At 57.8% G+C, this 24,796-nt stretch carries 15 protein-coding genes and 1 pseudogene; 4 read left to right on the top strand and 12 right to left on the bottom strand.

Annotated elements, in window-relative coordinates; genetic code table 11:
* From ptsP to treP, 4 genes are all read right to left on the bottom strand, one after another.
* The gene (gene ptsP, locus BK659_RS11150) at window positions 1–2,535 is read right to left on the bottom strand and encodes a phosphoenolpyruvate--protein phosphotransferase (protein ID WP_123425114.1); all 2,535 of its coding nucleotides are present in this window, start codon (window positions 2,533–2,535) and stop codon (window positions 1–3) included.
* A gap of 218 nt (window positions 2,536–2,753) precedes the next feature.
* Window positions 2,754–3,977 (bottom strand): maltoporin, encoded by a 1,224-nt coding sequence (locus BK659_RS11145; protein WP_123425294.1) that lies wholly within the window; start codon window positions 3,975–3,977, stop codon window positions 2,754–2,756.
* Window positions 3,978–4,137: 160 nt separating this feature from the next.
* Window positions 4,138–5,787 (bottom strand): alpha,alpha-phosphotrehalase, encoded by a 1,650-nt coding sequence (gene treC / locus BK659_RS11140; protein ID WP_123425113.1) that lies wholly within the window; start codon window positions 5,785–5,787, stop codon window positions 4,138–4,140.
* Window positions 5,788–5,904: 117 nt separating this feature from the next.
* Window positions 5,905–7,347: a PTS system trehalose-specific EIIBC component gene (gene treP / locus BK659_RS11135; RefSeq protein ID WP_123425112.1), complete on the bottom strand. Its 1,443-nt coding sequence runs from the start codon at window positions 7,345–7,347 to the stop codon at window positions 5,905–5,907.
* Window positions 7,348–7,718: 371 nt separating this feature from the next.
* Here treP and treR point away from each other — a divergent pair, with 371 nt between their 5' ends.
* Together treR and BK659_RS11125 are read left to right on the top strand one after the other, a co-directional pair.
* Window positions 7,719–8,423: a trehalose operon repressor gene (treR, locus tag BK659_RS11130; RefSeq protein ID WP_123425293.1), complete on the top strand. Its 705-nt coding sequence runs from the start codon at window positions 7,719–7,721 to the stop codon at window positions 8,421–8,423.
* 136 nt (window positions 8,424–8,559) lie between these two features.
* The gene (locus BK659_RS11125; RefSeq protein ID WP_123425111.1) at window positions 8,560–11,622 is read left to right on the top strand and encodes a membrane-targeted effector domain-containing toxin; all 3,063 of its coding nucleotides are present in this window, start codon (window positions 8,560–8,562) and stop codon (window positions 11,620–11,622) included.
* Between the two features lie 239 nt (window positions 11,623–11,861).
* Here BK659_RS11125 and BK659_RS11120 read toward each other — a convergent pair whose 3' ends face one another.
* From BK659_RS11120 to BK659_RS11085, 8 genes and pseudogenes are all read right to left on the bottom strand, one after another.
* Window positions 11,862–14,561 (bottom strand): AAA domain-containing protein, encoded by a 2,700-nt coding sequence (locus BK659_RS11120; protein WP_123425110.1) that lies wholly within the window; start codon window positions 14,559–14,561, stop codon window positions 11,862–11,864.
* 401 nt (window positions 14,562–14,962) lie between these two features.
* Window positions 14,963–16,177 carry a type II toxin-antitoxin system HipA family toxin gene (locus tag BK659_RS11115; protein WP_123425109.1) on the bottom strand — a complete coding sequence of 405 codons (1,215 nt, stop codon included), beginning with the start codon at window positions 16,175–16,177 and terminating at the stop codon, window positions 14,963–14,965.
* On the bottom strand, window positions 16,177–16,521 hold the full coding sequence (locus tag BK659_RS11110) for a helix-turn-helix domain-containing protein (RefSeq protein WP_123425292.1): 345 nt from the start codon (window positions 16,519–16,521) through the stop codon (window positions 16,177–16,179). The genes BK659_RS11115 and BK659_RS11110 overlap by 1 nt, the downstream gene beginning before the upstream one ends.
* A gap of 348 nt (window positions 16,522–16,869) precedes the next feature.
* Window positions 16,870–17,088: pseudogene (locus BK659_RS28305) on the bottom strand (site-specific integrase); the annotation flags it as partial.
* 370 nt (window positions 17,089–17,458) lie between these two features.
* Complete coding sequence (gene guaA / locus BK659_RS11100) at window positions 17,459–19,036, bottom strand: glutamine-hydrolyzing GMP synthase (protein WP_123425108.1); 1,578 nt, start codon at window positions 19,034–19,036, stop codon at window positions 17,459–17,461.
* 81 nt (window positions 19,037–19,117) lie between these two features.
* Entirely contained in the window at window positions 19,118–20,587 is a 1,470-nt protein-coding gene (gene guaB, locus BK659_RS11095; protein WP_123425107.1) for an IMP dehydrogenase, read from the bottom strand.
* A 228-nt stretch (window positions 20,588–20,815) separates the two neighbouring features.
* Window positions 20,816–21,364 carry a hypothetical protein gene (locus BK659_RS11090; RefSeq protein WP_019693449.1) on the bottom strand — a complete coding sequence of 183 codons (549 nt, stop codon included), beginning with the start codon at window positions 21,362–21,364 and terminating at the stop codon, window positions 20,816–20,818.
* 188 nt (window positions 21,365–21,552) lie between these two features.
* A complete protein-coding gene (locus BK659_RS11085; RefSeq protein WP_123425106.1) occupies window positions 21,553–22,320 on the bottom strand; it encodes a sulfite exporter TauE/SafE family protein in 768 nt (255 codons plus the stop codon).
* Between the two features lie 198 nt (window positions 22,321–22,518).
* Between BK659_RS11085 and xseA the strand changes: the two genes are divergently transcribed.
* The gene (xseA, locus tag BK659_RS11080) at window positions 22,519–23,898 is read left to right on the top strand and encodes an exodeoxyribonuclease VII large subunit (RefSeq protein WP_123425105.1); all 1,380 of its coding nucleotides are present in this window, start codon (window positions 22,519–22,521) and stop codon (window positions 23,896–23,898) included.
* 3 nt (window positions 23,899–23,901) lie between these two features.
* Complete coding sequence (locus tag BK659_RS11075; protein ID WP_123425104.1) at window positions 23,902–24,723, top strand: M23 family metallopeptidase; 822 nt, start codon at window positions 23,902–23,904, stop codon at window positions 24,721–24,723.
* Window positions 24,724–24,796 lie beyond the last annotated feature (73 nt).

Raw genomic sequence — 24,796 nt, 5'->3', positions numbered from 1 at the left:
TCAGTTCTCCAACACCTGTGAAGTTTCGACCATCGCCTGTTGCTGCACGTACAGCGCCTCGCGAACCTGCTCGGCGCTCTCCAGTCCTAGCACCTGATGGGCGATGGCGTGGCAATCGCTGAGCTCGACCTCGCGAATCGCGGCCTTGATCGCTGGAATCAGCGGCACGCTGACCGACAGCTCATCCACCCCCAGCCCCAGCAACAGCGGTACCGCCAACGTCTCCGAGGCCAGCGCGCCACACACTCCGACCCACTTGCCATGGGCATGGGCGGCCTTCACGGTGCTGGCGATCAGGCGCAGTACCGAGGGATGAAAACTGTCGGCCTGGCTGGCCAGACGCGGGTGATCGCGGTCCATGGCCAGGGTGTATTGGGTCAGGTCATTGGTGCCGATGGAGAAAAAATCCACCTCGGGGGCAAACAGGTCCGCCATCAGCGCCGCCGCCGGGACTTCGATCATGATGCCCAGTTTCGGCAACTCCTTGAGCCCGAGCGGCAGCGCCTCTTCTTCGAGCATCTGCCGCGCCAGACGAAGCTCCGACAGCTGGCTGACCATCGGCAACATGATGTGCAGACGCGCCAGGCCGGCGCTGCTCAGAATCGCCCGAAACTGCTCGCGCAACAGCTGCGGACGCTCCAGGCACAAGCGAATTCCGCGCATGCCCAGAAACGGATTGGCCTCGCTGTCCATCGGCACGTAGGCCAAGGGTTTGTCGCCGCCGACATCCAGTGTACGGACCACCAGATTGCGCTGCGGCCCCAGTGCACGGGCGATGGCGCTGTAGGTGCCGGCCTGTTCATCATGACTCGGCGCCAGACTGCGCTGCTGATACAAAAACTCCGAACGCAACAGGCCGACACCCTCGGCCCCGAGGCTCATGGCCTGCTCGGTTTCAGCCAGCGAAGCAACGTTGGCCGTGACTTCGAAGTGATGACCGTCGCGGGTGACGGCCGCCCTTGCAGCGTTTTCCAGCTCGTGTTGATGACGCAGGCTTTGCTGCTGACGCTTGGCGTGCAACTGCTCGATGTCCTGTAGCGCCGGATCCAGGTGCAATTCACCCTTGTCGGCATCGAGCAGCACCCGGGTGCCACTGGCCAGCGACAGCACTTGCAGCGGCAAACCACACACCGCTGGCAAACCCAGGGCCCGGGCGAGTATCGCTACATGGCTGGTCGCACCTCCGCCCACGGTAGCGAAACCCAACACTTTGCTGGTGTCCAGGGCAGCGGTCTGCGACGGCGTCAGTTGTTCGGCAATCAGAATCGCTTGATCCGGCAACTCCCAGACACCGTCCGGCACCCCGAGAATCAGCTTGAGCACGCGCTGGCCGACATCCATCAGGTCCAACGCACGCTCGGCGAGCAACGTGCTGCCCAGCGTCTTGAACAGCGTAGCGGTGGCTTCAGTGGCGCCGTTCCAGGCAAACGCCGCGCTCTTGCCCTCGGCGATCAGGGCCTGGGCTTGCTCCAGCAGGCTCGGGTCTTCGAGTAATTCCTGATGCGCCTTGAAAATGTCCGACTGCGCCTCGCCCGCCGCGTTGTCACGCAAGCGTTGCAGCGCCTGCTTCGCGTGGGTCAGCGCGCGCTCCAGCGACTCGCGCTCCACGCGTTGATCCGCGGCAAACTCAGGTATCTCCAGAGTGCGCTCAGCCACTTGCACCACGTGCCCGAAGGCCGAACCCGCCGAAGCACAGACACCGCGCAGCAGCTTCGTCGACACGGCCTGCGCCTGAACCACTGGCGCTACCAGCGCAACCGGAGTCACCGCCTCACCGCAGCCATCCGCCAGCAATTGGACCAGCGTGCTGATTGCCAATTCGGCATCTTCGCCCACCGCACTGACCTGCAGCGCATCGCCGTGCACCGTCTGCAACGCCATGATCGCCACCAGCGACTTGGCGTTGGCGCTGTCCTGTTGCTTGTGCAGGCAAATGCTCGCCGCAAAAGCTTTCGCCGCCTGCGCAAAGATCGCCGCCGGCCGTGCGTGCAGACCATTGGGGTTGGGCAGGTGGACCGGTTTGGAGAACAGCGCTTCGCCCTCCTCCTGCGTAGCACTGGAACGTGGATCGCCAAGGCTCAGGCGCAACAGGGGCTGTGCGCAGGCCACCAGACCGTTGTCCGGTGTCAGCAGACTGAAGGGCTCGCCACTGACCACCAGCATCAAGGTCAACAGGCTACGGGCATGCAGGGCGATATAGTCGGCATCGAACTCGATCAATGGCTGACCGGCCTCGACACGCTGGCCCTGCTCGACCAATGCGCTGAACCCGTGGCCCGCGAGGTTCACCGTGTCCAGACCAATGTGCAGCAATACCTGAACGCCGCTGTCATCGGTGATGCTAATCGCATGACCAGTGTGTTGAAGGTTGCTGACGACACCGGCCAACGGCGCGCACAGGATCTGCGAGGTCGGATCGATGCACAGGCCGTCGCCGATCACGCGGCTGGCGAACACCGGATCCGGCACGTGATCAAGCGGCATCAGCACCCCGGACAGCGGCGCCAGCAATTGCAATGGTTGGGTTATGGTCATGACTTCACCTGCAGTTTTGTTCTGTGTAGATACATTGAGCAGCACAACACTCCGTAGCAGCTGGCGCAGCCTGCGTTCGGCTGCGTAGCAGTCGTGAATCCTGCACCCTCGGTCTACCTGAATCACCGTAGTGCCTGATTTTACGACTGCTTCGCAGCCGAACGCAGCCTTCGGCAGCTGTTACGAAAGCGAGTTGAGCCTGCAGCTAATTACCGTACTTACTTCCACCAGTACTCGACCTGCAATCCGACGTTCGACCCATGCAGTGCCGTGCCGAACGCGCCGGTATCGGATAACGCCGAACCTTGCGCCAGTTCATTGGCCGCACGCTTGGCCGCTTCGTTCCAGCTGGCGTAGGTGTAATACAAACGCACCTCGGGACGCGCCCAGAAGTCCGGACCTTTTGGCGACCAGGTCGGGGCAAAGGTGAATTTGCTCAACTTGCGCGTACCATCCGATGCCTGAACCTGATCGTGACCCAATTCGGTGACCAGTTTGAATTGCTCGGTGATCGCGTAGGTTGGACGAATGCCGAGAGAAAGCCAGTTCTGGCCGTTACCGTCAGGGCGAATGTCCTTTTGATAGACCGCTTCGACCTGACCACCAAAACGCGGTGTCACTTGCCAGTCGAAGAACTCCACCAGACGATAGCTTTTGTTGTGGTCGTCCAGGCCCACATCGCCGGTGTAGCCCAACCCGGTGCCAGGCCCTTCACCATATTGCAGTGCCAGTTTGTTCTTGCCGCCGAGGAAGTTTTTCTGCACATGCTGGGCGGTGATTGCCCAGCCTGCATGTGCGTCACGGCGATCGGGTTTGTCGATGTAGCTCAGGCCAAACTCCAGCTCACCGCCAGGGTTGGTGTCGAAGCCTGAGACGTTGAAATCCTGCCGGGTGACGTAGTCCTTCTGGTACAGGTTGTCCTTGCGCGAAAACGCGTAGCTGTATTTCAGATCGCCGATCTTCACGTCCTCGATACCACCACCGGTGGCGCTCTGGTTCCAATAGTAGAAGTCGGAAATGTGGATGTCGTTTCGTTTGTAGTAACGCCGACCGGCCCATAACGAACCACCATTGAGGCTCGGCAGGTTCGACCACTGGGCGTACATCTGCGGCATCCGTACCGAACCGTTGTCACCCTGGAAGGTCAGGTTGCGGTCGTACTGGTTGTACAACGAGGCCATGCCGTCGACGCTGAGTACCGAACCGTCATCGAGGGTCAGCAGGTTCTGACGCAATTCCAGTTCCGCGTACTGTTCGCACTCGTTGCCCAGACGGTACTTCGACTCTGCGCCGGGCAGTTTGAAGCACGATTGCGAACCGCTGTTGACCGAGGTTCCGACGCCGCTGCGCAAGTAACCGGCGAACTCCAGAGCGTGCGCCGAGAACGGCAATACCAGGCACACGCACGACGCTGCAAGGCTGCGATTTATTGTTGTTTTCAAGAGCCACCCCATTATTTTTTTATTGTCTTGAGTCTTTTTTCAGGCGGAACAATCCCCGTAGGAGCTGGCGCAGCCTGCGATCTTTTGATCTTTGGCGTCCTTACAGAAACCGAAAAGATCGCAGCCTGCGGCAGCTCCTACGAAAGAAGGAGCGTGTTTTTTAGTGGTCGGTCAGGTGCAGGACGAACGACTCATAAGGCCGCAGGAACAGCTGCTGATTGCGCACCTCACAATCCGGGTAGTTGCTGATCACCAGGCGTTGCAACATGCAGTCGGTGATCACCCGTTCCGGCAGCTCGACTTCACACGCCGTGCCGTAGAAGTTATTCACCACCAGCAGACGCTCGCCTTGGCCTTCACGCAGATACACCCAGACCTGCGGGTGCGTGGGCAAGAGCTGGCGATACACGCCGTCCTGAATCAGCGGTTCGCTGCGGCGCAAGGCAATCAACTGACGATAGTGGTGCAGCACCGAAGTCGTGTCGTCGAGTTGGTTTTCGACGTTGATCTGCGTGGCGTTGGCCGGTACGCCGATCCACGGCTCGGCACTGCTGAAACCGGCATTCGGTTGCGCATTCCAGTGCATCGGGGTGCGACTGTTGTCGCGGGATTTCTGCATGATCGCGGCCATGCTCGACACCGCGGACTCGCCCGCCTCGCGCTTGAGGCGGTAGATGTTCAAGGTCTCGACATCGCGGTACTGCTCGATGCTCTCGAAGCCCGGATTGGTCATGCCCAACTCTTCACCCTGATAGATGAACGGTGTGCCCTGCAGAAAGTGCAGCGCGGTGCCGAGCATCTTCGCCGAGACCACACGGTGTTCGCCGTCATCGCCAAACCGCGACACCACGCGCGGCTGATCGTGGTTACACCAGAACAGCGCATTCCAGCCGCCACCAGCCTGCATCCCGGTCTGCCAGTCGGAAAGGATGCGCTTGAGCTCGAGGAAGTCGAAGTCGGCGCGAACCCACTTCTGCATGTTCGGGTAATCGACCTTCAGGTGATGAAAGTTGAAGGTCATCGACAGTTCTTTGGAGTCCGGCCGCGAATAGCGGATGCAATGCTCAAGGCTGGTGGAAGACATCTCGCCGACATTGATCAGGTCATGGCCTTCGAACACTTCGCGGTGCATTTCCTGCAAGTACTCGTGCACGTTCGGGCCGTCGGTGTAGAAGCGCCGGCCGTCTGTGTTGTCCTCAGGGAAGTCCGCCGGTTTGGAGATCAGGTTGATCACGTCCAGACGGAAACCACCCACACCCTTGTCACGCCAGAAGCGCATCAGCTTGAAGACTTCAGCGCGCACCTGCGGGTTGTCCCAGTTCAGGTCGGCCTGGGTGTGGTCGAACAGGTGCAGAAAGTACTGACCGGTTTGCGCCTCGTACTCCCAGGCCGAACCGCCGAACTTCGACTCCCAGTTATTCGGCTGATCGCGCCAGATGTAAAAGTCACGGTACGGGTTGTCGAGGCTACTGCGCGCTTGCTGAAACCAGGTGTGCTCGATGGAAGTGTGGTTGACCACGATATCGAGCATCAGCTTGATCCCACGCTTGGCGGCTTCGGCGATCAGCAACTCGCAGTCAGCCATGGTCCCGTAGCTCGGGTCGATGGCGTAGTAGTCGCTGATGTCGTAGCCGTTGTCGCGTTGCGGCGAGCGCAGGAACGGGGTGATCCACAGACAATCGACACCCAGCCATTGCAGGTAATCGAGCTTGGCCACCACCCCGAGCAGATCACCCGTGGCGTTGCCGGCGTGGCTGTGAAAACTCTTCGGGTAGATCTGGTAGATCACCGAACGCTGCCAGTCTTGCATGGCGCAATTCCTTCAATTGGTTTTGTACTGGCCCTGAGGGCCTCATCGCGAGCAAGCTCGCTCCCACAGTTGATCGCATTCCAATGTGGGAGCGAGCTTGCTCGCGATAGCGATCTATCAGGCGACTCGATACCCGGGCCGAACAATCTTCATGCTCAAGCCACAGGTCAGAACGAACGGCACGACCATGGCGATGACCATCCCGATCACGAACATCGGAATGTACTGCGGGATGATCGAGATGAAACCGGGCAAGCCACCAACACCGATCGCCGAGGCCTGAACCTTGTTCAGCGACAGGAACATGCAGCCCAGCGCCGAGCCGATCAGGGCTGCGTAGAACGGAAACTTGTAGCGCAGGTTGACGCCGAACATGGCCGGTTCGGTGATGCCGAAATAGGCGGAAATCGCCGAGGTCGAGGCCATGCTTTTATCCCGCGCGCTGCGGGTCATGTAGAACACCCCGAGTGCCGCGCTGCCCTGGGCGAGGTTGGACATGACGATCATCGGCCAGATGAACGTGCCGCCCTGCGTCGAGATCAACTGCAGGTCCACCGCAAGGAACATGTGGTGCATGCCGGTGATCACCAGCGGCGCATAGAGCAGCCCGAAAATCGCCCCGCCAACCATCGGCGCCAGTTCGAACAAGGTCACCACGCCTTCGGTGATCAGAATCCCCAGGTGACGGGTCACCGGGCCGATCACCGCCAGCGCCAGCACCCCGGTCACAACGATGGTGGTAATCGGCACCACCAGCAGTTGAATGGCGTTCGGCACTCGTGCCCGCAGCCATTTTTCAATGACGCTCATGACGTAGGCAGCCATCAGGATCGGCAGGATCTGCCCCTGATAACCGACCTTCTCGATCTTGAACCAGCCGAAAATATCGAAGTACGGCAGGCTCTGGCCGTCCAGCCCGGCCACCGCTTTGCCGTAGTTCCAGGCGTTGAGCAGGTCCGGGTGAACCAGCATCAGGCCGAGCACGATGCCAAGGATTTCACTGCCGCCAAAACGCTTGGCTGCCGACCAGCCGACCAGCGCCGGAAGGAACACGAACGAGGTGTTGGCCATCAGGTTGATCAGGCTCCAGACACCGTCCAGCGTCGGGTAGGCCTCAAGCAAGGTCTTGCCGGCAATGAACATGCCTTTGGCGCCGATCAGGTTGTTCACGCCCATCAGCAGACCGGCAATGATCAGCGCCGGGAGAATCGGCATGAACACATCGGAGAACACCCGCACCAGCCGCTGTATCGCGTTTGTCTTGTCGGCACCCTTTTGTTTCACGTCGGCGATGGTCGACGCGGCGAGACCGGTCTGCTCGCGCAGTGCGGCGTAGACCTTCTCGACCTCGCCGGGACCGATGACCACCTGAAACAGGCCGCCGGTGAAAAACGATCCTTTGACCAGGTCGATCTGATTCAGCGTCGCGCTGTCGACCAGGCGTGGGTCTTTGAGGGCCAGGCGCAGGCGCGTGACGCAATGTGCGGCCTGTTCAAGGTTGTCAGCACCACCGAGGCTCTGAAGCAGCTCGCTGGCGATAGTCGCGTAATCGTGGCTCATGCTTTTTCATCCACTGTGTTTTTTTGTTGTTGGCAGCATGCCGAAGCGAAAAGTACTCGTCTGTACGAGTTATTGCAACAACTCGTACAGACGAGTTTGAATTTGTTTAATGAGCAGCCGACCAGCGGCCATATTTCCGACATAGATCCTCTACCCGTAGCAGCTGGCGAAGCCTGCGTTCGGCCGCGTAGCGGTCGTGAAATAAGCTACTTCGGTCTTCCAGGTAAACCGCGTATGCCGGGTTTACGACTGCTGCGCAGCCGAACGCAGGCTTCGCCAGCTGCTACGGGGGGTGCGTATTTCAACGCTAAATGGACAAACCCCACCTCTGCCCTTAAGGTTCCTGCCTTGTGCACAACGCAGCCATTACCATGAGTAAATACAACCAGATCTACAGCGATCTGCTTGCCAGCATCACGACCGAACGTCTGGAACGCGGCGCTCGGCTGCCTTCCGAAACCGAATTGATGGACAGCTACCAGGCCAGTCGCGGCACCGTGCGCAAGGCTATCGAACTGCTTCAGGAACGCGGCTTCGCCCAGAAAGTCCACGGCAAAGGCACCTTCGTGCTGTCTACCAACCCGATCGAGTTCCAGCTCGGCGGCATCGTCAGTTTTCAGGAAACCTACCCAAGGCTGGGCAACGACGTCAGCACCGAGGTGGTGGAGTTCGAGCAGATTCCCCTGCAAGGCGCCTTGCTCGAACACCTGAAAGCCGAAGAAGGCAGCCTGATCACGCGGATCAAACGCGTGCGTCGAATCGATGGCAAAAGGGTGATTCTGGACATCAACCACTTTGTCGCCGAGCTGATTCCAGGGCTGAATCGCGAGATCGCCGAACACTCGATCTACGCCTTCATCGAGCAGACCCTGCAATTGCAGATCAGCTACGCCCAACGCACCATCGAAGCGGTGCCACGCAGCAAGGACGACCAGCAGCATCTGGACCTCGACGGCCAGAGCCATGTGATCGTGGTCAGCAACCAGACCTTTTTGCAGGACGGCCGCCAGTTCGAGTACACCGAGTCGCGGCACACCCTGGACAAGTTCTATTTTTCGGACGTGGCACGGCGCTGAACCCTACCCCGGCACTCTCCATGTCCTGCTTCATCTGTCAGCCGTTGCACGCAGCCAGCTACCCTGCGTCTTACAGATAGAACCGATAGCCCTTGAGATAGTGAGCGGCCCTCAACCGCCTCTCAAGGAGCGCATCATGGAAGATACCGCAGACATCACCCAGCCCAATGCCGTCGATGCATTGGCACTCAAGTCACTGATCCCTGATCTGGTTGCCGATTGCCCCGACATGTACGCCATGGCGTACCAGGTCGCCAAAGACATTCTCGTCCGGCACCACATCACCGATATCGAACCCGACAAGATCTACTGGCACCGTTTTCGTGCCGCTCAAAGCAGCTCGAAGACCTTTACCGGCTGGCAGCATGTGTTTGAAAAACCCAGCGAGTCAGCGACCTTCCCGCAACTGGTCATGCAGCGTTTCAGTGTCCACGACCAGGACAATGCCGACCTGCTGGACCTCTACGGCGGCTTTTACCGTGTGGGGGCGGACGCCGATAATTACGACGAATCCAACGAAGTGCGCCTGCACGCCAACGAAGTGCTGAAAGACTTCTGGGACATCAATTTCAGTGACCGCTACAAGACGGCCATCGCAACGTTCTGGGAAAAACACAGCGCCAACTTCCGCGCGCTGGCCAAGTGCACCTTTATCGCCAAAGCCATTGAAGACTATGAGAACGGGCATTTGTCTCGTGAACACTTCACCACGGTGCTCAGGGCCTGTGCCGGTAATGTGAGCAGACCGCTCACCCGGCAAATGCTGCTGGATGAGGCACCCACAGGCAGCGGTTTATCGATTCGCAAGTTTTGCATTGACCACTTCGTGTCGACGGACATCCTCAGCATCACTGACGACAGTGCCCTGAACATTCTCTACGTTCCGGGCGAACCTAGAGGTTTCCATTGCTTCAACAAGGTCAAGGAGCTGCACGAATGGCTGGTCAATGAGGTCAAGGATGAAGAGGGTCGTGAGCGCATGCTCATGCACTTCAAACAGGAAGAGCGCGACATTCTTCAGGAAAAGCCGACTTCGCTGGGGCACAAGCTCGCCAATTTCACCGGCATTGGCCTGATCGTTCATTTCCTGGAGAACACGGAGTATGAAAATGTCGGCCTCACTCATGCCTATGACGTTTTACCGAGTGACAATGAAGCCGCGAACTTTCATTTGCTCCACTACCGTGGCGAGAAAATTGCCGGTGATGCGTTCACCCATTTAAGCCAGTCCGCCCATGACCGCATGCTCAGCGATGCGACCTTCCTGTTGCATTCCAATGGCGAGTTGCGCAAAAAGCTATGGATCGGCTACCTCAATGCCTTCAACCGCGTCTTTGGGCCAATGGCTGCGGCGGGATGGCCGGCAGCGCTGGTTGTCGTTGGCGCGGGTATTGCCAATGTCGGCCTGCACATCGATCAAGCCATCAACGCTACTACCCCGGCTGAGCGCAAGGCAGCTGTCACAGGTGCCATTCTCGGTAGCATGGATGTGCTGTTCAACTTGCCATTTTTACGAGGGGCGGCCGAGTTCGCCGAAGCAGCGGAAGCAGAGGCTGAAACGCAAGAGGCACTCACGTCCGAGGAGGAACTGAAGGAGCCGGACACTACAATCCATCCTCCCATCGAATCCATTGAATCCGGCCCGAGCGATGCCGACATATTGGCCCCTTTTGAAACCAACGAGATTCTCGACGGCTACTCTCCAATCAGCGACGAAGGCAAATTTCAAGGTATCTATCAGCCTGAAACAGGGGGTAACTACATTGCCATAGACGACCGTTTCTACCTGGTGCGCTATAGCAACGAACTGAAGACCTGGGCAATCATTGACCCGGTCAATCCTTACTCCTTTTACCGCAACGTTCCGGTGCGCCTGAATGAGCTGGGTGAATGGGTGCCCCTCACACGCCCCGGTCTGGCGGGAGGAGGCAGGTTTTCCGATCTATTTGCCAGGGTCGAGCCGCCACTTCCGGACTTCGATGCGCCGGCGACTGCATATGATGTTCCGCAGGAGCTCAAGCCAGGCCTCAAACAGGCGGCCAGGGGTATGGCCATGAAGGGGGACTTGAGGGACGGCTTTGTCAATCCAAATAACCCAGATGATGAGTTCGATGCCTTCAAAAGACTGCGCCGAACACTGCACGACGACGCCGTGACCTTTTATTCGCAACCGCAACTGCCACCCAGACCGACCATTCCATCGTTCATCGCGAATGCAAAGTTCAAGGACATCATCAAGACCCTTTTCAAGCGCTCACAAAACCTGGTCATCGGTGAAAGTCATAACAGCGTGGGCAGTAAACAGTTTCTGGTCGAGAACATGAGCGTGCTGCGCAAACAAAAGGTCAAAACTCTGTACATGGAACATCTTCTGACCGATTTCCATCAAGCTGACCTGGACGTGTTCAACCGGACAGGGGTGATGTCCGAGGATCTGGAAAGCTACCTCAAGGATCTTGACGCCGGTTTTTCGACTGACCCCAGCGAACAATTCACCTTTGAGCAGGTGGTCAGAACAGCACAGAAAAATAATATCCGCGTTCAGGCCATCGACTGTCTGGCCAGTTACCGCAGCAGCGGCATTCAGGGGGCAAATATTAATTTTCGGCAAAAAATGATGAATTTCTTCGCCCGCCAAGTCATCGGCGCCGACCAGACGGCCAGAGGCGCGCATCGCTGGGTGGCATTGGTCGGCAACAGCCACGCCAATACCTATGCCGGCGTGGCGGGTATCAGCGAACTTGAAGGCGGCATCGGGCTGCGTATTGAAAGTGTGGGCCCGGATGAGCTCGGCGGTATCAAGGTCGACCCGGGGGTAGCCGACGAGGCGCGCCCAGGGCAAGCAGCCGGCTTTGCCAAAAATGACTTGTTGCTGCAAATCAAAACACCTGAAAGCGTGATCCTTGCGCAAAGGCTGGAAGACGGTCTGCCCAAGCCTGGCATGTACACCCTCAGCACCAGTACCGGTGAACCGTTTCTGGTTCATCGCAGCCGGACCGTCACCAACAGAGCCATCACCAGCAACGGCATCATCACCCGTGGAACACTCGTCCGAACGCCCATACACCATGATGCAGCTGGGTACTACGTCGAACGCGATTCCTGGCAGATCAGCGGTCGGCGCTTTGAAACCACAGAGGGCTTGAGTTCAGCTCTGCACAGAATGGGCATGACTCCCGTCCGACTACCCGGCGTCTAAAACGCAAAAAGGCCGTGTGAACACTGTTCACACGGCCTTTCTTTGTTACCTGCAATCAAGCCATCAAGGCCTGTGCGGGATCACTCCCACTCCTTGCACTTGCAGCACGCGAAAATTCTTCATCTGAGAAATATTAAGTAAAGCATTGTCGCGCACTCATCACGAACAAATGGGGCACGACCGTCACATGCGACAAGGGCGCCTCACGGCGCCCCTGTGGTTCAAATTGCACCCACGGCTTAATTCGAAACGCTGCTTGCCCACTGCGCCAGAAATGCGGCCACCCGTTCCTCAATGCGGCTCTCGACGGTCCGCAAACGCAACAAGGGGATATCACACTTGCGCAGAATGCTGTCTTTCAAGGCATCCCGTTCCGCCTGATCCGGCTTGTCATGTTCGCCCCCATCGACCTCTATCACGCCCAGCGGCTTTTTTCCTACTTTGTAATAGAGCACGAAATCGCAACTGGCGTGGTTTCTCATGAATGCCAGCTCCCGCGTCGTCAGGCCCGCGCAGTCTATCGAGACCAACTGAATCAGCACGATCTGGGAGTGGAACGTGATCCCCCGGCAGGCATCCTGATCCAGCGCCTCACGCAGTATCTGCGCCACGATCTGCTCGGATCGGTATCGGGAGTCATCCCGTCGCAACCTGGCCTTGAGCCGTTCGAGCGATTGGTCGTATTCCTTATAGAGCAGGTCGAAGGCCGAGATCACCGGTGCGCGGTGCAGTTGCCCTTCTTCCGCGTAGTATTCGATGTAGCGAACCAGCGCCGCGATGTGCCCGTTGTTCTTCGTGAAGACGTCGTCTCCCGTGACCAGGGTGAAGCGATGCTTGGCGCGGGATACCGCCACATTGACCATGCGTGGATCATCCACGAAAGTCAGGAATTTTGGAGTAATGCTCTTTTTGTCCAACACTGTTGAAAAGACGATCTCGTCACACTCGCGTCCCTGGAACTTGTGCACGGTGTCATTGACGAAGTCAGCCGGCAAAACCGTGCCCGAAAGCGTCGCTTGAGCCCTGAAAGGCGCGATGAAGCCCCGGCCATCCTCGCCCTCCCAGGCACTTTCGCCCTCTCCTTCAAGCATTGCCAGCAACGAGTCCAGCTCGCGAAGGTTGGTGGTCTTTCGCGTGTGGTTGCCCTTGGCAGTGACCAGCAGCGACAACGGCTTTTCACCGCTGTCTTTGGTCATCGGAACCAGTTGGTTGTCGTAGAACTGCTGATTGCAGAACTGAATGATTCGCGGGTGGCAACGATAGTGCTCTTTGAGCAACGTCGTCGGGATCGAACCATTGAACACACTGATGCACGAATCGAGCAGGCTGTGCTTCTCGCAATCGTAGTGATCCTTGGGCGCCGCCATGCCCAACGTTGCCGGAATGTGCGCCAACTGTTTTCTATCGCCCACGATGATCAGGTTCTTTGCGCAACCGAGTGCCAATATTCCCGGAACGATGTCCTGTTGCGAGGCCTCGTCGATGATGACGTAGTCGAGCATCGCGCCGCTTTCGAGCGAGTTGATGATCGAGTGCGTGCTACTGGAAATGATCGGATAGCGCTTCAGGAACCCATCCAACTTGCGTTTGTAAGTCTTGGCATCGAAGGGTTCAGGGTTCGGCACATGCTGATGCAGGTGCTGCTTGAGGTACTTCATCGAAGCGCTCGTCAGCTCTTCCAGCAGCGCTTGGTAACTGCCAAGTCGTAACGCTTGCTGATGGCTGGTCAATGCCACCTGCTTTTCCTGCAAAACCTTGTCGTAGTAATGAAGCTGCAGGGCATAGAAAGTCGATTTGCGCTTTTCCCAATTATCGAATGGCTTCGTGCGCAAAATTCGAAAATTGAACAGCATCTCGATTCTGTCCTTGATCCTGACGCGGCCGCCAGCCATATGTGTCAGGTAAGCCATCAAATCAGCGGACTTTTGCGGGGAGAGCTTGTACTTGTCCAAGGCAGGTATTTGCACGCCGTTGTCCTGCTGCCATTGCTGCAGATAGCGCCGCTCCACCTCAAGCTCATCGATTTCAATCTGCAACTGCGCCACCGCGTTGCGGGCACTCAGAAAACCCTTGAGCTGTTGCAAGACGACCTGAATACGCTCCATTGAAGGAGCGACTTCGGGAACCGCCGAAGGTCGAGGACGCGGATTGGCGAAGAATGCCTCACGGTTCTCGGTGCTGCCCAAACTGGCAACAAGATAATCCAGCCCGGACTTACCCAGTTTTTCGCAGACATTCGCAACGGCCGAATTGTTGTTGGACACCACCGCCACGTTTTTTCCTCGCAACAAGATGTTGGCGACGATGTTCAAAATGGTCTGGGTCTTGCCGGTGCCGGGTGGCCCTTCGATCAGACTGATCTGCGAGGTGAAGGCCTGCTCGACGGCCTGAAGCTGACTTTCATTGATACCAAAAGGAAAGATGAAATGACCGGCTTGTTCCTGCTGTGCGTTCTTCCCGGTGCAGTAGGCGTGCAATGCAGTATCCGCGCATGAAGGTATTGCGCTTAGTTGGCGCAGCACATTTTCAGCGATCACCTTGTCCGCAGGTTTCACGGCCTGTTCGACCCGACTATTGGCGACGGAAAGGAAATAGTTGTAGGTCGGCTCATCCTTCATCTTTGTTGGGATGACAAGCTCGATAGTGTCCATCTTGAACAGGTAACGTGCCGTACTTCCCGAATACTGTACGACGGCATATTTCTCGCCGTAGATCGCAGCTTTATCAATGGGACTTGTTACTGAGCTGCCCTTTTTGCGCAGAAGCTGGTTTTTCAGCTCTCGGGTCGGAACGACTTCGCAGTCCCCGAGCGAATAAGGAACGCGCTCGCCCGATAGATCGCGACAAGTCAGCACGAATTCACCGTGGCCGTCACTCTTCATCGTCCAGTCACTGATCTGCTCGGCGTTGTCTTTACCTCTGACGTAAATAGAAACCATATATCCCTTACGCAGGCTCGTTCAAAGCCTGTCCACATCCATGTTGTCGGAATCCGAATTCAGTGATCCGGCGAAATTGACACTATTTTGACATCACTTCTCGTCCGAGCACCAGCTTCCGGTCAGTACGCAGAATACACAGATGTAAACATTTCCCGCAGATGCAACAAGGGCGCCTTACGGCGCCCTTGTTGTTCAACTCACTCCCACTCGAACACAAATAATCATAGAAATTCTTTTTAAATCAAGGCCTTACTTTAATAAAACCAGCTGATACCACGAAAAACACCATTGACGAAAAACTGTTTCGCACGCACAGCGTTACTCGTGCGGTGTGGTCATCGACTACCACACCGCGACACCCCCGTGGAAACCACCTTCAAATTCATCTGTTCTCGTGTTTACCTGAGCATTCGCTCCGAGCTGGTGGCTTCACGCGCCATTTGTAGGTCTTCACCTTTGAGCCATTGGCTGTAGTAGTCCTTCAACTCCTCTTCCCAGCTTGCTACCTCATCAAGCAGATGCTCGGCGTGCTCACGCTCAAGCGCAAAGTGTCTGTGATGGCTGAGTAAGTTGGAGCGACTAACTTGGGGGCCGTCACTCCCAACCGCCATGGCTAACGCCTTAGCTGGACCTTCCTCCAGAATCGGCAGAACGTCATACATGGGTGAAAGGCGCCACTGGCCTTGGATTAAAATTACTGCATGGTTACGCGGGTGATCATCGCTATTTCCAGCCAGTGCGTTGTAGCACATGCGCCTGAACAGCTCATGCAAGTCCTCATCAGGAACACCACGTCGGCGCATCTCATCGGCCATGCCCGCGTACAACCAGTCACGATGGTACGGCTCATTCCAATCAGCATTCAGCAAGGTCAATGCGCTGAGCATCGGAATACGTTTCGCACCTTCAGCAATCGGAGTTCGGTCAAAGCGCTCGACTAGCAGGGTGGTTGGGGACTCGGCGTGAAGGGCCGTCTTCGCGACGCTCAATCCCTTCGATGCCGCGAAAGTCATGCACGCATACTCAATCGATGGAAAGTCGTAGTTATCGAACCGGTCTCGTGGCTTGGCCAGGATCAACATTCCGTTGTCTTGCAGAGTTCGTTTCGGACGCGCACCGCCGAGTGCCGATCGCTGCTGACGAATGTTGAGCGTGATAATCGCCTCATCTTCGAGCTGCCCGTCGTAAACGGCTTCACAGGCCTCAACAAATTTTGCCAATCCTCGCAGAGTTGGAACTGTTCCCCCACCTAAGCCCGGTGCCGGTGCCGCCGTGGTCCCAGCCATCAAGTTCCCAACCCGGTCGATGTTTGGCGACCTGAGCAAAAAATCGATTGGACCAAGATCCCTTCCGTATGCGCGATAGAGCAATCGCTCGCCCCAACCGTCGGGCATCGCGTCATTGATGAAGCCGGGAACGCCACGGTTCTTCGTAATTCCGGTGTACGGCTCGGCGCGCAGTGGATAGTTGATGTGGTCAGGCACCCACCCCCCGCGCTTAACTAATTCGGGCGCATAGAGAAACTCACCAGTACTCCCTCTCAAGACCAGTCTTCCTAGGGTCAGAAGCTCGCCGGTTTCGGGATGGTCCATGTAGATGTAAGCACGCGACATCAGAAATCCTCGGGCTTGGATTTAGGCAGTCGCACACGCTTTGTTGCTATGCCGTGGTGTGATTCACCTTCGTCGGTAAAGCGGGTGATTTCGGACGTTTTTTCGATTCCTTCCAAGGAAGCGAAAACCGTTTCCGTGATTCCCAACTTCCACAGCACCAACATGAACGACCGAAGATCCACGAGTTCAGATCCACCCTCAATCTTGCGGAGCGTGTGCTCCGAGACGCCAAGTGTGACCTTGAGGTCGGATTGGCGCACTCCTAACGCAAGGCGCTTGGCTTTAACGAGTAGCCCGACTTTACTGAGCTTATCAGCGCAAGCGACGGGAAAAAAGGCATCCATAAGACTCACCATCATGAGCATTAAATTACTTAAGATTAACCATATCACCTATTATGAGCACACCAAAGAAAATTAAAGCGCGCCGGTGTGAATCTTAAGAACTATAAGGGTAACGGAGGTTAATATTATTTCTAGCCTCGCGAGCCAGGTAGTGCCTGAGAGCGCCGTGAGCATCAAAATTGATGAGTTGCAAATGCTGCGTGAGAGGAGACCGAACGACCTCATCAGTTGGCGGCGGCGGGGTTAACCTAAGCGCTTGCAGCGCTGCGCGGGTTTTGCTGATTTCGGCACGGTGCTGGCGCTGGCGGAGGTTGACAGGTCGGCAACGAGCCGTTCACGCGCATGTGTACGGATAACAAACTGGTCAACGCTCAGATAAGGCTTGCTGTGATCGACGCACGAATGGCCATGAATGATTTGTACAGTCTCAACGTCGCCTGTCGCGGCCAACACCCTTGCAGCGAGTGAGCGCCTGCCGCTGTGCGATGCCCCCTGCCGGTAGAGCCGACTGATCGTTTGCTGGCATGAATCACAGGCCCGTTAGACCTCCGGTCTGCTGTTCAACTCGCCGTAGTGAGCCGCGAAATGCAGTGACCAAATAGGTCGACGGGCAAAGGTTAAGTGCTGAGGGTTATTCGACGATGCTGAAGGATTTTCGCACCAAATAATTCCCCTTTCACGGCGCCGATATTTTGCATAGTGTGAGCTATTAGCCGGCACCGCAGTTGTCGCTGAATCAGAACTGCCGCCAGTCGTAACATCCTCTGAGCTGATAAGCACTTTCGATACCATGTCGGCATCACACAACCGAACATGGTATCGATGTACATTCTGACGATGTTTGCGCTACGCACCATGGCCAACGCCATTAATGACGTAAGAATACTCGTAACCATTAAAGATATTTAAATATAAATCAAATAGTTACGACTAAGACCTACTCCCACTCAATAGTCGCTGGCGGCTTGCTCGACACGTCGTAGGTGACGCGGGAGATGCCTTCGATTTCATTGATGATGCGGCCGCTGACGGTTTCCAGCAGCTCGTAAGGCAGGTGTGCCCAACGCGCAGTCATGAAGTCGATGGTTTCTACCGCACGCAGTGCGACAACCCAGGCGTAACGACGGCCGTCACCGACCACGCCTACCGATTTCACCGGCTGGAACACCACGAATGCCTGGCTGACCTTGTGGTACCAGTCGGCTTTGCGCAGCTCTTCGATGAAGATGTGGTCGGCGCGACGCAGCAGGTCGGCGTATTCCTTCTTCACTTCACCAAGGATCCGCACACCCAGGCCCGGGCCCGGGAACGGGTGACGGTAGACCATGTCGTACGGCAGGCCGAGTTCCAGGCCCAGACGACGGACTTCGTCCTTGAACAGCTCGCGCAGGGGTTCAACCAGCTTGAGGTTCATTTCTTCCGGCAGGCCACCCACGTTGTGGTGCGACTTGATCACGTGAGCCTTGCCGCTTTTGGCGCCAGCCGACTCGATCACGTCCGGGTAGATGGTGCCCTGGGCCAGGTACTTGATGTTGTCCAGTTTGTTGGACTGGGCATCGAACACGTCGATAAACGTACGGCCGATGATCTTGCGTTTCTTCTCCGGGTCCGACTCGCCGGCCAGGTTGTTCAGGAACTGCTCTTCGGCGTTGGCGCGGATAACCTTGACGCCCATGTTCTCGGCGAACATGGCCATCACTTGCTCGCCTTCGTGCAGACGCAGCAGACCGTTGTCGACGAAGACGCAGGTCAGCTGATCGCCAATGGCTTTGTGCAGCAGCGCGGCAACTACCGAGGAGTCCACACCGCCGGACAGGCCGAGCAGGACGTTGTCGGTGCCGACCTGAGCGCGGACCTGAGCGATCGCGTCTTCAGCAATCTTCGAAGGCGTCCACAGGGCTTCGCAGCCGCAGATGTCGAGGATGAAGCGCGAGAGGATGCGACCACCCTGCTTGGTGTGGGTCACTTCCGGGTGGAACTGCACGCCGTAGTAGCCGCGAGCATCGTCGAACATGCCGGCAATCGGGCAGCTCGGAGTACTGGCCAGGATGTGGAAATCCTGCGGCATTTTGGTGACCTTGTCACCGTGGCTCATCCATACGTCGAGGCCGAACAGGCCATCAGCGTCGATATGGTCTTCGATGCCGTCCAGCAGACGGCTCTTGCCGACGACGTCGACACGGGCGTAACCGAACTCACGCAGTTCGGAGCCTTCAACCTTGCCACCCATCTGTTCGGCCATGGTCTGCATGCCGTAGCAGATACCGAAAACCGGTACGCCGAGGTCCCAGACCGCTTGCGGGGCGCGTGGGCTGTTGGCTTCGTGCACGGACTCCGGGCCACCGGCGAGGATGATCCCTTTCGGTGCGAATTCGCGAATCGCTTCGTCGTCCATGTCGAACGGATGCAGTTCGCAGTAAACACCAATTTCACGCACGCGGCGGGCGATCAGTTGGGTGTACTGGGAACCGAAGTCGAGGATCAGGATGCGGTGAGCGTGAATGTCGAGGGCCATGACTCATTCTCGTCTAGTGAATCAGAAACAACTCGGGGCTGATTAGAACAGCCCCGGTTACTTAACTTTTTACTGGAAGCATCAACCTACGCGGTAGTTTGGCGCTTCTTTGGTGATCTGCACGTCGTGGACGTGAGATTCCGCCATGCCGGCGCCGGTAATGCGCACGAACTCTGGCTTGGTACGCATTTCTTCGATATCGGCGCTACCGGTGTAGCCCATGGAAGAACGCAGGCCGCCCATCAGTTGATGGATGATCGCGCTCAGGCTGCCCTTGTACGGAACACGCCCTTCGATGCCTTCCGGAACCAGTTTCTCGGCACCTGCCGAGGAGTCCTGGAAGTAACGATCGGAAGAGCCTTGCGCCTGGGACATGGCGCCCAGCGAACCCATTCCACGGTAAGCCTTGTACGAACGGCCCTGGAACAGTTCGATCTCGCCTGGCGCTTCTTCAGTACCGGCAAACATCGAGCCCATCATCACGCAGGAAGCACCGGCAACGATGGCCTTGGACAGGTCACCGGAGAAACGGATGCCGCCGTCGGCGATCAATGGAACGCCAGTGCCTTCAAGGGCAGCGGCAACGTTGGCGATGGCGCTGATTTGCGGCACGCCGACACCGGCAACGATACGGGTGGTGCAGATCGAGCCAGGGCCGATACCGACCTTGACCGCGTCCGCACCCGCTTCGGCCAGCGCCTTGGCGGCAGCGCCGGTGGCGATGTTGCCGCCGATCACCTGGACTTCAGGGAAGTTCTGTTTGACCCAGCGAACGCGGTCGATCACGCCTTTGGAGTGACCGTGGGCAGTGTCGACCACCACCACGTCAACGCCGGCAGCAACCAGTGCCGCAACGCGATCGCCGGTGTCTTTACCGGTACCGACCGCAGCGCCAACGCGCAGACGACCCTGGTCGTCCTTGCTGGCCAGTGGGTAGGCCTTGGCTTTTTCGATGTCTTTGACGGTCATCATGCCTTTGAGGGCAAACTTGCCGTCGACGATCAGGACTTTTTCCAGACGGTGCTTGTGCAGCAGCTCGCGGACTTCGTTCTTGTTGGCGCCTTCACGGACGGTCACCAGACGCTCTTTGGGCGTCATGACTTCACGAACGGTGGCATCCAGACGGGTTTCGAAGCGCACGTCACGGGAGGTGACGATGCCGACCAGGTCGCCATCGTGCAGCACCGGAACGCCGGAGATGTTGTGCATGCGGGTCAGTTCGAACAGATCACGAACCGTGGCATCCGCCTCGATGGTGATCGGGTCCTTGACCACGCCGGCTTCGAACTTCTTGACCTTGCGCACTTCGGCAGCTTGCTGCTCGATGGTCATGTTCTTGTGGATGATGCCGATGCCACCTTCCTGAGCCATGGCAATGGCCAGACGGGCTTCAGTGACGGTGTCCATGGCAGCGGAAACCAGTGGAATATTCAGCTCGATGCCACGGGTAAGGCGGGTTTTGAGACTGACTTCGTTAGGAAGCACCTCGGAATAACCGGGCACTAAAAGAATGTCGTCGAAGGTCAGAGCTTCTTGGCTGATACGCAGCATCGCGGGGGCTCCCGAGCGGGAAAATGGAAGCGCGCCATTATACTCAGACACCCCCACCGGCTCAATGCAAAACTCTGTCTATTATTGGTATTACTGATATACGGGGATTATCGCTCCCGTAGGAGCTGCCGCAGGCTGCAATCTTTTGATCTTCAGCGGCTCCAGAGCCACCGAAAATCAAGATCAAAAGAGCGCAGCCTTCGGCAGCTCCTACAATGTGTCCAGCGTTTATAGCTCTACTTTGACCCAACTCACCGGCAGGTCCAGCCATTCGGCGAATTCGTCGATGAAGCTCTGTTTGAACCCGGCCTCGGCCCAGTTATTGAAGATAAACCCCAGGTTCGAAAACCCGCACTCTTGCAGGAACAGAAAGCCATTGATGTCATCTTCATGCCCGCATTCAGGGCAGATGAAGTTGTCGGTGCGCCCCGGCATCCAGTCTTCAAGGCTTTCGAACAGAGCTTCGCCAATCTCTTTGCGGCATTCGGCACAACCGGCCTCTTCGAGAAACCCCTTGGCCGGTGTATAGATGCAGCGCTTGGTGATGATCTCCAGCCCATTGATCGGCTCGCCAAACGGCAGCGCTTCGGGATGCAACACCACCGCCCGCGCGCCAGGCGCAATAGCGTGGGCCATGCGATTGCCAGTACGACCGCAGGTGGTGAGTTGTTCTTCAATGATGTTCTTGCGCACCAGCCACCGCACAATCGCCCGCGCCCGAGGCTCGTGCACCGGCAGTGTGGAGATTTTCGGGACGATAATGCTTTGCGAATTCATGGGTGCAGCCTACTGCGTCAAATGGATGTTCTGCGGCGTACCGAATGACGCCTTCGCGAGCAAGCTCGCTCCCACACTGGATCTCCCGTCGACACATAATTGTATGACCACCAGAGATCACCTGTGGGAGCGAGCTTGCTCGCGAAGGCGATAGAGCGGCCGGCAGCTTAATCCCTGTCAGGCTCAGGTCAAGTGCTCAGATACCTGCCGATCAAGGCAATGCCGCTGGCCAGCACCAGCCAGGTTACCAGCCGCACAAAGGCCTCGCGGGACATCTTCATGGTCAACCGTCGACCGATCCACAGCCCCAGCGCCATTGCCGGCAACAAACACACTGCCAGTACCAACAAGGGTAGCTCGGCATAAACGCCGGCGAGCGTGAACAGGCTCAAACGCACCACCGTGCTGCAACTGATCAGCGCACTTTGGGTCGCTCGGGCCGCGTCCTTGGGTAAGCGACTGTTCAGATAAATCGCATATAAAAAGCCGCCACTGCCGAACAACGCCCCGAACATTCCGCCCACCGTCCCCATCGGAATAGCCCAACCGGAAGCCAGCTGCGCAGGTCGGACTTTTACCCACAGGCTGTAAATCGCATAAGCGCTGATAAACAGCCCCATTAATAACAGCAACAGACCGGATTTGAGGTTCAGCAGAAAAATCACCCCCAACGTGCAACCCACCGCCATGCACGGCAGTAACCGCAACAATTCGGGTTTGGCGACATCGCGTCGCGACGGCAGCAGATTGCCGAATGCCGCGACGAAATCCAGCAGCACCAACAAGGGCACGATTTTCGACAGTGGCATGAACAGAATCAGGATGGGACCCGCCACCAGCGCCGTACCAAACCCGGCGATGCCGAAAACGATATAGGCAAGGCTGATGCCCAGCCCGATCACCAGCCAGTCCGTGGCGCCAAAGGACCATTGACTCAATAACTCAAGCACGTTCATTCCCCCGTCTTCCTTGAATACCACTGACGACTTTACCCCCTGTGGGAGCGAGCTTGCTCGCGATTGCGGTTTAACATCCAACACTATTATTGAATGTCACACCGCAATCGCGAGCAAGCTCGCTCCCACAGAGTTCACTTCAGCAAGAAGGTAATCGGCCATGGAGATTGAGCGTCGAATGCCTTTAAACTGCGCCCCATGATTAAAGATCCCTTTGCAAGACTCGGCCTGGACCGAGAAGTCCTGACGGTCAGTCAGCTCAACGGCCGCGCGCGGGTGTTGCTCGAAGACGTGTTCAGCAACATCTGGGTCGAAGGCGAAATCTCCAACCTCGCCCGCCCAGCGTCCGGCCACATCTATTTCACCCTCAAGGACAGCGGCGCCCAGGTACGTTGCGCGCTCTTCCGGCAGAACGCTGCGCGGGTCCGTCAGGCGCTGAAGGATGGCCTGGCCGTCAAGGTCCGGGGCAAGGTTTCGCTGTTCGAAGGGCGTGGTGACTATCAACTGATACTCGACACCGTGGAGCCGGCCGGTGACGGTGCGCTGCGCCTGGCGTTCGATGCACTGAAGGAAAAACTCAGCGCCGAAGGCCTGTTCAGTGCCGAACGCAAAGTACCGCTGCCGGCACACCCGCAACGCATCGGCATCATCAGTTCACCGACCGGCGCGGTGATTCGCGACATCATCAGCGTGTTCCGCCGCCGTGCGCCGCAAGTGGTGCTGACCCTGATCCCCACCGCCGTGCAAGGCCGCGAAGCCACCGCGCAGATTGTCCGCGCACTGAAACTGGCCGACGCCCGCGGTTTCGACGCACTGATCCTCGCGCGTGGCGGCGGTTCGCTGGAAGACCTCTGGTGCTTCAACGAAGAAGCCGTGGCCCGTGCGGTGGATGCTTGCGTCACCCCGATTGTCAGCGCCGTCGGCCATGAAACCGATGTATCGATCAGTGACTTCGTGGCCGACGTCCGTGCACCGACACCTTCCGCCGCAGCTGAACTGCTGGCGCCGGATTCCAGCGATCTGGTGCGCCGGGTCGAAAGCCTGCACCGGCGCCTGGTGATGCGTATCCGCGACCGCTTGATGCGTGATCGCCTGCGTCTGGAAGGCATATCGCGTCGCTTGCGCCACCCCGGCGAACGCCTGCGTCAGCAAGCGCAACGTCTCGACGACCTGGACATGCGCCTGCGCCGGGCCTTCGAACGCAACCTCAATACCCGTCGTGAACGCCTGATTCGCCTGGAAACCCGCCTCGCCGGGCAACATCCGGGACGGCAATTGGCGCTGCTTCGCCAGCGCCTCGACAGCCTCGCCGAGCGCCTGCCGCGCTCAATGCGCGAAGGCCTGAAGGCCCGTCGCCTGCAACTGCAAACACAGATGCAAACCCTGCACGTGGTCAGCCCTTTGGCGACACTCGGCCGTGGTTACAGCATTTTGCTCGATGAGCGCGGCAACGCGATCCGCAGCGCCGCGCAGACCCAGAACGGCCAACGCCTGAAAGCCAAACTTGGCGAAGGCGAATTGCAGGTCCGGGTCGAAGACAACCATCTGACACCTGTCACCCTTTCTTTACTGGATTGATCCATGCCGCGTTTTCTTGCACCGTTGTTGTTGCTTTGCCTGACCTTCAACGCCCACGCCGACAGCTACATCACGCGCCTGCTGAACAAACCGGTGCCAGGCGGTGTGGCGGTGGTCGATCTGGGCACTTCGGCTCAGGCGCCCAAGGCCAGCTACCAAGGCAAACCGGTGCTGGTGGTCAAGGAACAGAACAACTGGCTGGCGATTGTCGGCGTGCCCCTGACCGTCAAACCCGGCAGCCAGGCACTCAGCGCGGGCGGTCGTAACCTGACGTTCATGGTCGGCAACAAGAAGTACCCGGAACAGCACATCACCCTGAAGAACCGGCGTCAGGTCAATCCGAACCCGGACGACCTGAAACGCATCGATGCCGAACTGGACGAACAGATTCGCGCCTATCGCAGCTTCAGCCCGGTAACGCCGAGCAATCTGCTACTGGACAAACCAGTCAATGGTCCGCTGTCGAGCAAGTTCGGTGTGCGCCGGTTCTTCAATGGCGAAGAGCGCAATCCCCACGCCGGGCTGGACTTCGCGGTGCCGGCCGGTACGCCGATCAAGACCCCGGCGGCCGGCAAGGTGATACTGATCGGCAACTACTTCTTTAACGGCAACACGGTATTCGTCGACCACGGCCAGGGCTTTATCAGCATGTTCTGCCACATGTCGAAAATCGACGTGAAAGTCGGCCAGCAGCTGGCGCGCGGCGGCGTGGTCGGTAAAGTCGGCTCCACCGGTCGAGCCACCGGGCCGCACATGCACTGGAATGTCAGCCTCAATGACGCCCGAGTGGACCCGGCGATTTTCATTGGTGCATTCCAGCCTTGAATACTCGCCGAGGCTCATGGCCCCATCGCGAGCAAGCTCGCTCCCACACTGGATCTTCGATGTGCACGCAATT

The sequence above is a fragment of the Pseudomonas brassicacearum genome (assembly GCF_003732225.1).
Taxonomy (GTDB): Bacteria; Pseudomonadota; Gammaproteobacteria; order Pseudomonadales; family Pseudomonadaceae; genus Aquipseudomonas; species Aquipseudomonas brassicacearum_E.
Note: the sequence above shows the minus strand (reverse complement) of the source record. Positions and strands in the feature narration are given on the sequence as shown.

Excerpts from the sequence above, each read along its gene's own strand:
- guaA (WP_123425108.1), bottom strand. The coding sequence starts at position 19,036 with ATGGCCCTCGACATTCACGCTCACCGCATCCTGATCCTCGACTTCGGT.
- BK659_RS11125 (WP_123425111.1), top strand. The coding sequence starts at position 8,560 with ATGGAAGATACCGCAGACATCACCCAGCCCAATGCCGTCGATGCATTG.
- BK659_RS11085 (WP_123425106.1), bottom strand. The coding sequence starts at position 22,320 with ATGAACGTGCTTGAGTTATTGAGTCAATGGTCCTTTGGCGCCACGGAC.
- BK659_RS11120 (WP_123425110.1), bottom strand. The coding sequence starts at position 14,561 with ATGGTTTCTATTTACGTCAGAGGTAAAGACAACGCCGAGCAGATCAGT.
- xseA (WP_123425105.1), top strand. The coding sequence starts at position 22,519 with ATGATTAAAGATCCCTTTGCAAGACTCGGCCTGGACCGAGAAGTCCTG.
- BK659_RS11090 (WP_019693449.1), bottom strand. The coding sequence starts at position 21,364 with ATGAATTCGCAAAGCATTATCGTCCCGAAAATCTCCACACTGCCGGTG.
- BK659_RS11075 (WP_123425104.1), top strand. The coding sequence starts at position 23,902 with ATGCCGCGTTTTCTTGCACCGTTGTTGTTGCTTTGCCTGACCTTCAAC.
- ptsP (WP_123425114.1), bottom strand. The coding sequence starts at position 2,535 with ATGACCATAACCCAACCATTGCAATTGCTGGCGCCGCTGTCCGGGGTG.
- BK659_RS11115 (WP_123425109.1), bottom strand. The coding sequence starts at position 16,177 with ATGTCGCGTGCTTACATCTACATGGACCATCCCGAAACCGGCGAGCTT.
- treP (WP_123425112.1), bottom strand. The coding sequence starts at position 7,347 with ATGAGCCACGATTACGCGACTATCGCCAGCGAGCTGCTTCAGAGCCTC.
- treR (WP_123425293.1), top strand. The coding sequence starts at position 7,719 with ATGAGTAAATACAACCAGATCTACAGCGATCTGCTTGCCAGCATCACG.
- treC (WP_123425113.1), bottom strand. The coding sequence starts at position 5,787 with ATGCAAGACTGGCAGCGTTCGGTGATCTACCAGATCTACCCGAAGAGT.
- BK659_RS11110 (WP_123425292.1), bottom strand. The coding sequence starts at position 16,521 with ATGGATGCCTTTTTTCCCGTCGCTTGCGCTGATAAGCTCAGTAAAGTC.
- guaB (WP_123425107.1), bottom strand. The coding sequence starts at position 20,587 with ATGCTGCGTATCAGCCAAGAAGCTCTGACCTTCGACGACATTCTTTTA.